Origin of the sequence: Acinetobacter sp. YH01019, from assembly GCF_013420285.1 — a bacterium.
GTDB lineage: Bacteria > Pseudomonadota > Gammaproteobacteria > Pseudomonadales > Moraxellaceae > Acinetobacter > Acinetobacter gandensis.
In genome coordinates, this window is the sequence record NZ_VOYM01000085.1 from 1 (window position 1) to 11,269 (window position 11,269).

Below are 11,269 nucleotides of genomic sequence, written 5' to 3' on the forward strand. Positions count from 1 at the left end.
AAAGTCATTTGAATGATTTCTTCTTGGTCTACGTGTCATAAAATACTCCATATATTGATGTTTATAACATCATTTGGGGAGCAAAATATCACTTATAAGTGTTGTTCAAATTTCCTGATCCACCTCTCAATTTCAACAGATTAGTGATGATAAATTACTTACGATATTGCAGCTTGATTCAACCAAGAACATTGCGTTAGCTATTAAGCGATTTGAAGAAATATTCACATTAAAAATTTTAAGCCCACTCCATCGATTATTGAAATATGAAGTTGATGACTCAAATCATTTTGACTTTATTTATTTTAGAATGATGCAAATACTTGCGCCACTCTTGATGAGCATTGAGATGTTGCGCATACAGTCTGAATTGGTCAATGATAATGAATTCGCCAAATTTGCAGATAAAATGCAGGGCTTCAAGCAATTACTTGAAAAAAGGCGCGCATTTATCTTTGCTCCGCATAATGAAGATAGTTGGGAAGATCATCATGAAATGAGTCTGCAGCTGCTAACTCAGTTGAAAACTATGCTTACAGCACAACTTGTAGAACATGAACAAATTAAAGTGACACAGGAAGATTTCAGTCCACACTCTGGGACACATGTCACGTTGTCTCGTCGACGAACCCAAATGGGGGAATATGAGTCAAACGACTTGGAACGAGCAAAAGCGGAACAACAGTTAAAACGCAAAATTTTTATGCATGCTGTGCAGATGATTCGTGATCATGCGCAGCAGTGCATCGCACTTAATTTTGAAAATTTAAGATATGAATCATCTACTCGATCCATTCATCATATGCGTCACTACGTTTGTTGTGCGGGTGACAATGGATTAAGTGCTCTACCACATATAATTCAACTGCCAAATAGTTACTTCGAATTTGATATTGAACAATTTAGAGAGTCAGTCGATGTAGACAATAAAAATGAATCTATAAAATGACGTGCTTTGGATCAAAATAACCGTTTTAAAGTTCGGACTATGGCTTGAATTTATTCGATTGTGGCAGGAAGTTGTTTATAAAATATAGGTGTGTTGTCTGATAAAGCTACATTTAGAAATTTGTGACAAAAAACATCAAAAAACCAGTTTTTAAACTTTCAGTCATAAAATCATGAAAATAATTACAACTATTTTAAAAATTTATAGTGAATATATAAGAAAATAGCCGAGCAGAGCAGTGCTTTTGGATTCATTAATTTCACGAATTCCATTACAATTATGGGGTTTTGAAATTTAGCCTAGATTTACAATTAATTAGAGGACGTATCTGTGAGCAAAGACACTATCGTTGCCCTACATGCAGAGCACCAAGGTCGCTGGAAAAACCGTGAAGAACTTGCGGAACGTATGATTGCCCTAGTGGGTCAGTTATATCGTGAAAAAAACATCGTAGCAACAGTGTACGGTCGCTCTTTAATTAACCGTTCTGTTATCCAAATTCTAAAAGCACACCGTCGTACTCGCGTATTAGACGTTGAACTTTCTGTTGTAAACACTTTCCCAATTCTTGAAGCTTTATCTAAAGTTGAAAACATTGGAACTGCTGAAATTGATCTTGGTAAACTTGCAGAAGCTTACAAAGCACAAGGCGGCGATATCGATGCATTGGTTGCAGACGCTGTTAAATCCTTACAAGGTAGCGCTGCTGCTGTAGAACACAAAGACGTTGTTCTTTACGGTTTCGGTCGTATCGGTCGTATCCTTGCACGTTTAATGATTGGTCAATCAGGTTTAGGCCGTGGTCTTAACCTTAAAGCTATCGTTGTACGTAAATCTTCTGATGGCGATTTAGAAAAACGTGCGTCTTTGTTACGCCGTGACTCTATTCATGGTCCATTCGCAGGTACGATTTCTGTAGATGAAGAAAACGAAGCAATCATTGCAAACGGTAACTTCATTAAAGTAATTTACGCTTCTAACCCATCTGAAGTTGATTACACTGCTTACGGTATTAACAATGCACTTGTTATTGATAACACAGGTAAATGGCGTGATTCAGAAGGTCTTGCTCAACACCTTAAATGCCCAGGCGCTGCACGTGTAATTCTTACTGCACCTGGTAAAGGTGATATGAAGAACGTTGTTTACGGCGTAAACCAAGCAGATATCCTTGATGAAGATACAATCATCTCTGCTGCAAGCTGTACAACAAACGCGATCACTCCAACACTTAAAGTGTTAAACGATAAATACACAGTGATCAATGGTCACGTTGAAACAGTTCACTCGTTCACAAACGACCAAAACTTAATCGATAACTACCATAAAGCGGATCGTCGTGGTCGTGCTGCGACTCTAAACATGGTAATTACTGAAACTGGTGCTGCTAAAGCGGTTGCTAAAGCACTTCCAGCGCTTCAAGGTAAATTGACAGGTAACTCTGTACGTGTACCTACACCAAACGTATCACTTGCTATTTTGAACCTAACATTGGGTCAAGACGTTGATCGTGAAGAAGTGAATGAATATATTCGCCAAATTTCGATCAACTCTAACCTTCAAGGTCAAATTGGTTATACAAACTCGACTGAAGTTGTATCATCTGACTTTATCGGTTCACGCACTGCAGGTGTATTTGATGCGCAAGCAACAATCACTTCAGGCAATCGTTTAACTGCTTATGTTTGGTATGATAACGAAGTAGGTTATAGCTGCCAAGTATTGCGTATTGCTGAACAAATGGGCGGCGTAAGCTATCCAAAAGTTCCTGCTGAAACTAATGCTTAATTAGTTCACGCTGTAAAAAAGGGCCTCATTTGAGGCTCTTTTTTTTATCTAAAGAGCAGGGGGGTAAAAACTTAAGGCATAGACGACGAATGGATTGATTAAAAGCATCAAAAGTTCTTGCTTTTTCTGCCACTGTTAGATGAGTTGTAGTCATTTATAATGAGAAAGCTGACTAAAATGTTCAAGTTTTAAGTTTATGAAATTATTAAAGAATTAAATACAAAAAATTGCAAACCCAATCGTATTATTCAGTAAAGATAGAGCTGTAAAACAATAAAAGTAAAAAGGACTTTAGTTTGCAAGTGAAACACATGCTCAGTGGATTGGCATTTATAGTGTTTGCTGCACTCATCGGTGTGTTCATCGCCATTTGGGTGTTTAAACATTTTAATATTTACATTCCGCTCGAAAATCAGAACGTTAATATTGATCTACAAGAACCTTTACAAGCTGAAGTGAAGATTCATGACGCCTTAGATGTTGATGTGACTGGGCGGGTAAATGCCGAAATACCAATTCATGAAAATTTGAATATTCCGTTGACGCAAACTCTGACACCACGTGTCTATTTTGATAATCAAGTCCCGATTAAAACCACAATTCCTGTACGCGAGACGTTAAAAGTCAATCAAAATTTGCCAGTAGACACCCAAGTAAAAGTCAAAGTTATGGGACAAAACATCACTTTGCCATTGAAAGGTGATATTCCGATTCAGTTAGATATTCCAGTCAACATAGATGTTCCACTTGAGCAAAAAGTACATTTAAAATTCGATGCACCGGTCAAAACTGTACTGAAGGAAAATCTACACATTCCTTTAAATGCCAATTTAAAAACCAATATCCCCATTGAAGGGAAGTTAAATGTCCCGATTAAGACAGCGCTTAAGGCAACCGTTGATGTACAAAACACGCTGCCAGTAAAAATTCAAAAAGGTGAGTTGGTCATTCCGTTGAAAACCATGCGTTTAAACCGTGAACAGAAAGCTGCTGCGCAGTCTAAGCAGGAATAGCCTATGTGGATATTTCAAACGACAAAGCGTTTGCTGTTGAGTTTTTTTGCTGTGGTTGTATTGGTCGCCGTTTCATTTTGGCTATATTTAAATATACATGCATCTATGCAAGTGCAGGCCGATAACGCGGATATTCAGCTCTCTCATTCGTTACCGACTAAAATTTCGGTAGGGAATTATTTACAAACACAATCGATTGGTACTTTGGATACCAAAATCGCTTTAGATCGTAAGCTGCAGCTCCCGCTAAAAGGTAAATATTTAGCGGATTTACAATTTAGTGTTGATGTTCCTATTTCGGTGAATATTGATTATCTGACCAATATTCAAATTAATCAGACAATGCCATTAGAGGCGACCACAGATTTAGTTATTAAAAATAAACTTGTGCCGAAGTTTCCGCTAAAAATGGATATACCAATAAAACTGGATGTCTCATTTCACTTAAAACGAACTTATAACATTCCGATTCGAATTAATTTTAATGGGCCTGTTTTTTTTGAGTTTAATGAAAGCGTAAATTTACATGTGGTACATCAGTTTGCTCCACAGCTTAATCTAAATGACCCAATGACTATGCGTAAAATCGCGAGCTTTAACGCTACGATGTATAACTCGGAACGAAATACCAAAGCCAATTTAAAAATGGCTATGGATTTACCTTTAAAGAATCTGCATCCATAAAAATCATTTGTTCAATTTAAAAAAGCCCGATCATGGAATCGGGCTTTTTATTTCAATATGACAATTTTATTTGTTCAAAGCCGTTTTTACAGCAGCTTGAAGGAATGTAGGCGGATGTCCCAATAATTGCTCTAAATCTTGGCGATCACTGTACATAGCACCCTTCACAGTATGAACATCGGCATCAACAATTACGTCAACCAGGCCTGCTGGCAGACCGGCTTGTAACAGGCCTTGGCGATAGTCTTCAGGTGCTAAGTTTTGATACTGTACTGTATTGCCTGATTCAGATTGAATTGCTTCAGCAAGATCTGCCAAAGTGAAACTACTTGAGCTAGCCAATTCATAAGTCTTTTGCTCATGACCTGTGCTATTTAAAACTTTTGCAGCAGCTTCTGCATAGTCAGCGCGGGTCGCGGCACTAATGCGTCCATTTTGTGCAGCACCATAGAGCACACCCGTTTCGGCAACATGTGCAACGGCAGCAAGATAGTTTTCGACATACCAGTTGTTACGTAAGAAGGTATAGTTTAGACCACTGGCTTTAATAAGACTTTCAGTTTCACGATGTTCTTCTGATAAACCTAGTGGTGAAGTATCTGCACGTAAAAGGCTTGTATAAGCAATATATGGGACGTTTGCTGCTACAGCAGCATCAATGACAGCTTTATGCTGTGGCGTACGGCGGCCAATTTCATTAGCAGAAATCAAAAGTAACTTGTCTATGCCTTGTAAGGCAGGAACTAAAGTTTCTGGCGCATCATAATTAAAATGACGCACTTCAATACCTTGTTGCTTGAATGATACAGCTTTAGCTTCATCACGTACTAGCGCAACAATATTTTGTGCAGCAGTCTCTTTAAGTAAAAATTGAATAACGAGTTGACCGAGTTGTCCTGTAGAACCTGTAATTGCGATTTTCATTTTCAAACCCTCTGTTTGATGAATAATTGAACTTGATGGTTGAATCTTAATCTGTTAACTTACTAAATGTAAGTACGTACCAAAAAGTAAGTTAGTGACTTGAAGGAAAGAATTAATGAATACCTATGCTACAAGTAAATTGCTTGGTCAAGTTTTATCCACGGAGTGTCCTTCACGTGAAATTCTTGAACATCTGACCAATAAATGGTCTGTATTAGTACTGCGTTGTTTAACTGAAGGGGTGCATCGTTTTAGCGAGTTAAAACAGCGCATTGAAGGCGTGAGCGAGAAGATGTTGGCGCAAACCTTAAAAATGTTAGAGCAGGATGGTTTCATCTTACGTACAGTTTATCCGGTCGTTCCACCCAAAGTGGAATATCAATTGACACTTATGGGTTCGCAAGCAGCTGAAAAATTAATGCATCTCATTGCTTGGGTTGAAAGAACATTACCTGAAATTATTGAAGCCAAAGAAAATGCACGCAAATAACATTTCGTTATTTGAATAAATCCTTCTTTATTTAATCTGCACTGTGTTATTCATAAAACCTACATTTTCAAAAAAGGTGTGGATGTTGCTAAAAATTTGCACCAGCAAGAAGATGAATGAAATTTATAGTATTGCTGAATAATATTGTTCGAGAAATTCTTTAAAATATGGCAGAATAAGCGGTTTTAAAGTTTTTAGAGGATTGGCAAACATGCGCTTTGTTGATGAAGCAGTCATTACCGTAGAGGCTGGCGACGGTGGCAATGGCGTAGCCAGTTTTCGCCGTGAAAAATTCGTACCATTTGGTGGTCCAGATGGTGGTGATGGTGGGCGTGGCGGTAATGTATTTGTACAAGCCGACAACGACACAAGTACCCTTGTAGATTATCGTTATACACGTAAATTCCGTGCAGAACGTGCTAAAAATGGCCGCGGTGCGAACTGCTCAGGCCGTGGCGGTGAAGATACCGTATTGCTCGTTCCAGTGGGCACAACAATTGTAGATACAGAATCTGGCGATATCATCGGCGACTTAGTGGCTGACGGTCAGCGTGTGTTAGTGGCAGCAGGCGGTGAAGGTGGTTTGGGTAATACTCACTTCAAATCTTCAACCAACCGTTCTCCACGTAAATGTACACACGGCACAAAAGGTGAATACCGTGAAATTCGTCTTGAATTAAAAGTACTAGCAGACGTGGGTCTGTTAGGCATGCCAAATGCAGGTAAATCAACATTTATCCGTGCAGTTTCAGCAGCAAAACCAAAAGTTGCAGATTATCCATTTACCACAATGGTGCCAAACCTAGGCGTGGTTGATGCAGACAGTCACCGTTCATTTGTTATGGCCGATATCCCAGGTCTAATTGAAGGTGCAGCAGAAGGTGCAGGCCTCGGTATTCGCTTCCTGAAACATTTGGCGCGTACACGTATTTTATTGCACATCGTCGATGTTCAACCGATTGATGGTTCAGACCCTGCTTATAATGCTAAAGCGATTTTGGAAGAGTTGAAAAAATTCTCCCCAACACTTTCAAAATTACCAATTGTTTTAGTGCTTAACAAAGTTGACCAATTGGCTGCTGAAACGCGTGATGAATGGTGTGATCACATTCTTGAAGAGTTAGAGTGGAACGGTCCAGTATTCAAAACTTCAGGTTTAACGTTTGAAGGTACAAAAGACGTTGTTTATTACCTGATGGATCAAATTGAAGAACAGCGTGAACGTGAAGTTGAAGATCCTGAGTATGCTGCAGAAATGAAAGCATTCCGTGATCAACTTGAAGCTGAAACACGTGAACAAACCATTGCAGCTAAAGAAGCATATCGCGAATTGCGTCGTCAACAGCGTCTTTCTGGTCAAGGTGAATTTGACGATGAAGATGATGATGGTGAAGATGAAGCAGAATCGTACTACGTACGTTAATTGTTGATTTTAGAGTCAAAGTAAAAAAGTCTGAGGACAAGATGATAGAAGTGGTAGATGGGCAGCGTCAGCTTAAGGGTTGTAAAAGAATCGTTGTTAAAATCGGATCATCTTTACTCACAGCAAACGGAAAAGGTTTAGATCTGGATGCAATCTCGCATTGGGCGGGACAAATTGCAGAACTACACAATGCAGGACATGAGATCATTCTTGTGTCTTCCGGTGCTGTGGCTGAAGGTATGGTTCGAATGAATCTGGACAGCCGACCCACAGATCTACCCAGTCTTCAGGCTTGCGCAGCCATTGGACAAATGGGTTTAATACATACTTGGTCAAGCGTTTTAGAACAACGTTCTATTCGTACAGCTCAAGTTTTATTAACCCATGACGATTTGGCTGACCGTCGTCGTTATTTGAACTCATGTGATGCGTTGCAACACTTGATCGACTGGCGTGTCATTCCAGTCATCAATGAGAATGACACTGTTTCGACAGATGAAATTCGCTTTGGTGATAACGATACTTTGGCAGCTATGGTGGCGGGTCAGGTACATGCAGACTTATTGGTGATTTTAACTGACCAAGAAGGCATGTTTGACTCAGACCCACGCTCAAATCCAGATGCCAAACTGTTTCATACGGTGCGTGCAATGGATGAAACTTTATTTGATATGGCTGGCGGCGGCGGTAAATTTGGCCGTGGTGGCATGTTAACCAAAGTTCGTGCAGCACGTTTGGCTGCTAAGTCAGGTTGTCCAACCGTGATTGCGAGCGGTGATAGTGATAATGTGCTGTCACGTGTAATGGCAGGTGAATTACTCGGTACATTATTTATTACCGATAATGACCGTGTGACTGCACATCAGCAATGGTTAGCTGCACATTTACAAACAGCTGGACGTTTGGTGATTGATGATGGTGCTGTAAAGGCAATACGTGATAATCACCGTAGTTTATTGCCTGTTGGTGTGAAAGATGTCGAAGGGCATTTTGAACGTGGTGATGTAGTGGAATGTGTTGATATTGCAGGACATCGTGTAGCTGTTGGCCGTGTAAACTTCAGTTCACGTTCGGCAGAAATCGTTAAAGGCTTGGCCTCAGATAAAGTTCATCAAGTTTTAGGGGAAGCCCGATCACTTGAAATGATCCATCGCAATCATATGTCGATTTACTAATACTATAATTGTTTCCATACATAAAAAAAATCCCGCTTTCGAGCGGGATTTTTTTTATTTATAAATTTCTCTGATTAACACGTTTAGAGAGTTCTTCAGCGCTTTCTACACGTTCCGAATAGCGGTCTATGAGGTAAGCGGATTGACCGCGAGTCATCAGCGTAAATTTATAGAGTTCTTCCATTACATCTACAATGCGGCTGTAGTAAGAAGACGGTTGCATTCGGTCTTGTTCGTCAAACTCAGTAAAAGCTTTCGCGACTGAAGATTGATTTGGAATTGTAATCATCCGCATCCATCGACCCAAAATTCGCATTTGATTGACGGCGTTGAAGGACTGCGAACCACCGCAAACTTGCATAAGTGCCAGTGTTTTGCCTTGCGTGGCACGAATAGCGCCAGCCGCAAGTGGTATCCAATCAATTTGTGCTTTCAAAATGGAGCTCATGGCACCATGACGTTCTGGTGAACACCATACCATGCCTTCTGACCACGCTAATAATTCATGTAATTCTTGAACTTTAGGGTGAGTAATCTCAGCATCTTCAGGTAAAGGAAGGCCTTTAGGGTGAAAAATCCGTACATCAGCACCAAAATATTCTAAGATTCGACCCGCTTCCATTACAGCTAAGCGGCTAAACGAACGCTCACGGTTAGACCCATAGAGCAATAATATACGTGGTGGATGCGCCAGTTCTTGTGCTTGAATCTGCGTAAATTGAGGTGTCTTCAATAAGTCGATATTAATATTTGGTAATTCCATATTAAGACTCCGAATACAGTTTTCGTTTAAGCCAAAGCGATACACTGACCAAAGCAATCAGGACTGGAACTTCGACCAAAGGGCCGATAATGGTGGTAAATGCAACAGGTGAGGCTATACCAAAAGTCGCAATCGCAACAGCTAAAGCCAGTTCAAAATTATTCCCCGCAGCGGTAAATGAAATGGCAGTCGTTTTTGCGTAGTTATTGCCCATATATTTGCTCATAAAAAAGCTCATAAAGAACATTGCAACGAAGTAAATCGTCAGCGGTATGGCTATACGCAGTACATCCATTGGCAAACTTACTACGTCAGCGCCTTTTAAACTAAACATCACGACAATGGTAAACAGTAGGGCGATCAGGCTTAAAGGGTTAATTTTTGCTATAAATTTTTCTTGATACCAGGTATTTCCTTTTTGTTTAACGAGGAAATATCGTGTAAGAAAGCCGAGCAAAAATGGGATGCCGAGATAAATCAGAACAGCTTGTGTAATGGTCCAAAAACTCACTTGTATAACTTGTGCTTCAACACCAAAAAATGGTGGAAGATAGCTTAAGAAAAACCAAGCATAGCTACTGAAAAAGAGGATTTGGAAAATGCTATTAAATGCAACCAAGGCCGCAACATATTGATTGTCACCACATGCCAGATCATTCCACACCAGTACCATCGCAATACACCGAGCTAAACCAATTAAGATCAAGCCGGTCATGTATTCTGGATAATGCTGTAAAAATACGATTGCCAAAATAAACATTAAACAAGGCGCAATGACCCAATTTTGTAGTAATGACAAAGTTAAAGTACGTTTATCCTTAAAAACTTCAGGTAGTGTTTGGTAATCCACTTTGGCTAAAGGTGGATACATCATCAGAATTAAACCAATCGCAATGGCGATGTTGACATTGCCTACAGTAAGTTGATTTAAGCCTGTAGAAGCACTTGGAAAATAGATACCAATTCCAATGCCTAAGCCCATCGCAATAAAAATCCACAGCGTGAGGTTTCGGTCGAGAAATGACAGTTTTTTAGCAGTCATTATTATTGAATCTCTGAAATTTTCTCAATCTTTAAACGCAGTTCTTCATTGGATAGCGCTGAAAAATCCAGTTGAAATAAAGCATCAAGGCGACGATTAATGTGTGCGACAGTCTCTAAGAATGCCTCAAGTTTGACCGCTTCAGTCGCATCTAAATGTGAAGGATCTTCAAGTCCCCAATGTGCTTTAATGGCTGAGCCAAGAAAAATAGGACAGGCTTCTTGCGCAGCAGATCCACAAACAGTAATCACCACATCAGGTTGGTATTGTTCACATGCTGCGATGGATTTACTCGACAAACCCTTAGTCGGTAGATTGAGGTTGTGTAGGGTTTCCAAGGTAAACGGGTGGACTTGTCCTGAAGGTTTACTGCCTGCGCTATAGGCACGGAAACCTTCAGGTGCACGCTTGTTAAACAGTACTTCGGATAAAATGCTGCGGCAGCTATTGCCAGTACATAGAAATAAAAAATTCATAGCGTTTCACACAATGTGGTAGTGCCTTTCGGAGAGTTTAAATCGAGATCTTTAAATCGTTCTTGGTGACGCATGACATCAAGTATTTGTGTACACCAAGTAGGCAGTGCAGGGTGAATGGAGTAATAGACCCATTGACCTTTGCGTTGATCACTCAAAACACCAGATGAGCGTAGTAGCGCTAGATGGCGTGAAATTTTGGGTTGGCTTAATTGAAGTGATTCGGTGAGTTCACATACGCAGAGTTCACCTTTACATGCCAATAACATGACGATATTTAGTCGAGTTTCATCGGCAAGTAATTTGAAAAATTCAGTCTGTTCCATGTCTAACTTTATATATGGATTTACATATATGTTTACATGTGAATATATGGATGTCCATATGTATTAGGGTTTTATCTAAATTTAAAAAGTTGGTGGTGTATCAAAAAGTATGCTAAAAAAAAGCAGGTTGAATTTTGATAAAATAGAGAAATGCAAATAACTCTAGAAATCAAATGTCCAACCTGCCTCAGTGACAGTATAAAGAAAAATGGCATC

At 39.7% G+C, this 11,269-nt stretch carries 12 protein-coding genes; 7 read left to right on the forward strand and 5 right to left on the reverse strand.

The genetic code is table 11. From position 1 onward, the window contains the following. Positions 1-349: 349 nt before the first annotated feature. From FTT84_RS15025 to FTT84_RS15040, 4 genes are all read left to right on the forward strand, one after another. Positions 350-949 (forward strand): hypothetical protein, encoded by a 600-nt coding sequence (locus FTT84_RS15025; protein WP_180081656.1) that lies wholly within the window; start codon positions 350-352, stop codon positions 947-949. A 330-nt stretch (positions 950-1,279) separates the two neighbouring features. Beyond that, positions 1,280-2,737 (forward strand): glyceraldehyde-3-phosphate dehydrogenase, encoded by a 1,458-nt coding sequence (locus tag FTT84_RS15030; RefSeq protein ID WP_180081658.1) that lies wholly within the window; start codon positions 1,280-1,282, stop codon positions 2,735-2,737. A gap of 296 nt (positions 2,738-3,033) precedes the next feature. Continuing rightward, the gene (locus tag FTT84_RS15035; protein WP_257223424.1) at positions 3,034-3,750 is read left to right on the forward strand and encodes an MFS transporter; all 717 of its coding nucleotides are present in this window, start codon (positions 3,034-3,036) and stop codon (positions 3,748-3,750) included. A 3-nt stretch (positions 3,751-3,753) separates the two neighbouring features. Beyond that, positions 3,754-4,434, forward strand: a complete 681-nt coding sequence (locus FTT84_RS15040) for a hypothetical protein (protein ID WP_180081660.1) — start codon at positions 3,754-3,756, stop codon at positions 4,432-4,434. A gap of 66 nt (positions 4,435-4,500) precedes the next feature. On the opposite strand, the gene FTT84_RS15045 is transcribed toward FTT84_RS15040, so the two are convergent. Further along, on the reverse strand, positions 4,501-5,358 hold the full coding sequence (locus FTT84_RS15045; RefSeq protein WP_180081662.1) for an SDR family oxidoreductase: 858 nt from the start codon (positions 5,356-5,358) through the stop codon (positions 4,501-4,503). Positions 5,359-5,473: 115 nt separating this feature from the next. Here FTT84_RS15045 and FTT84_RS15050 point away from each other — a divergent pair, with 115 nt between their 5' ends. From FTT84_RS15050 to proB, 3 genes are all read left to right on the forward strand, one after another. Continuing rightward, complete coding sequence (locus tag FTT84_RS15050) at positions 5,474-5,848, forward strand: helix-turn-helix domain-containing protein (RefSeq protein WP_067765810.1); 375 nt, start codon at positions 5,474-5,476, stop codon at positions 5,846-5,848. Positions 5,849-6,059: 211 nt separating this feature from the next. Continuing rightward, positions 6,060-7,271: an Obg family GTPase CgtA gene (cgtA, locus tag FTT84_RS15055; RefSeq protein ID WP_067765807.1), complete on the forward strand. Its 1,212-nt coding sequence runs from the start codon at positions 6,060-6,062 to the stop codon at positions 7,269-7,271. Positions 7,272-7,312: 41 nt separating this feature from the next. Then, positions 7,313-8,446 carry a glutamate 5-kinase gene (gene proB, locus FTT84_RS15060; RefSeq protein WP_067765804.1) on the forward strand — a complete coding sequence of 378 codons (1,134 nt, stop codon included), beginning with the start codon at positions 7,313-7,315 and terminating at the stop codon, positions 8,444-8,446. A gap of 58 nt (positions 8,447-8,504) precedes the next feature. On the opposite strand, the gene arsH is transcribed toward proB, so the two are convergent. From arsH to FTT84_RS15080, 4 genes are read right to left on the reverse strand one after another with little or no spacing between them, the layout of a single operon-like run. Then, positions 8,505-9,209, reverse strand: a complete 705-nt coding sequence (gene arsH / locus FTT84_RS15065) for an arsenical resistance protein ArsH (protein WP_180081672.1) — start codon at positions 9,207-9,209, stop codon at positions 8,505-8,507. 1 nt (position 9,210) lies between these two features. Next, the gene (arsB, locus tag FTT84_RS15070; RefSeq protein WP_180081674.1) at positions 9,211-10,251 is read right to left on the reverse strand and encodes an ACR3 family arsenite efflux transporter; all 1,041 of its coding nucleotides are present in this window, start codon (positions 10,249-10,251) and stop codon (positions 9,211-9,213) included. A gap of 2 nt (positions 10,252-10,253) precedes the next feature. Then, positions 10,254-10,727, reverse strand: a complete 474-nt coding sequence (locus FTT84_RS15075) for an arsenate reductase ArsC (RefSeq protein WP_180081676.1) — start codon at positions 10,725-10,727, stop codon at positions 10,254-10,256. Continuing rightward, positions 10,724-11,053, reverse strand: coding sequence for a metalloregulator ArsR/SmtB family transcription factor (locus tag FTT84_RS15080; RefSeq protein ID WP_180081677.1), 330 nt, complete (start codon positions 11,051-11,053; stop codon positions 10,724-10,726). Before FTT84_RS15080 ends, FTT84_RS15075 begins: the two co-directional genes overlap by 4 nt. Positions 11,054-11,269: the final 216 nt, after the last annotated feature.

Excerpts from the sequence above, each read along its gene's own strand:
- FTT84_RS15025 (WP_180081656.1), top strand. The coding sequence starts at position 350 with ATGTTGCGCATACAGTCTGAATTGGTCAATGATAATGAATTCGCCAAA.
- FTT84_RS15040 (WP_180081660.1), top strand. The coding sequence starts at position 3,754 with ATGTGGATATTTCAAACGACAAAGCGTTTGCTGTTGAGTTTTTTTGCT.
- FTT84_RS15045 (WP_180081662.1), bottom strand. The coding sequence starts at position 5,358 with ATGAAAATCGCAATTACAGGTTCTACAGGACAACTCGGTCAACTCGTT.
- FTT84_RS15050 (WP_067765810.1), top strand. The coding sequence starts at position 5,474 with ATGAATACCTATGCTACAAGTAAATTGCTTGGTCAAGTTTTATCCACG.
- cgtA (WP_067765807.1), top strand. The coding sequence starts at position 6,060 with ATGCGCTTTGTTGATGAAGCAGTCATTACCGTAGAGGCTGGCGACGGT.
- proB (WP_067765804.1), top strand. The coding sequence starts at position 7,313 with ATGATAGAAGTGGTAGATGGGCAGCGTCAGCTTAAGGGTTGTAAAAGA.
- arsH (WP_180081672.1), bottom strand. The coding sequence starts at position 9,209 with ATGGAATTACCAAATATTAATATCGACTTATTGAAGACACCTCAATTT.
- arsB (WP_180081674.1), bottom strand. The coding sequence starts at position 10,251 with ATGACTGCTAAAAAACTGTCATTTCTCGACCGAAACCTCACGCTGTGG.
- FTT84_RS15075 (WP_180081676.1), bottom strand. The coding sequence starts at position 10,727 with ATGAATTTTTTATTTCTATGTACTGGCAATAGCTGCCGCAGCATTTTA.
- FTT84_RS15080 (WP_180081677.1), bottom strand. The coding sequence starts at position 11,053 with ATGGAACAGACTGAATTTTTCAAATTACTTGCCGATGAAACTCGACTA.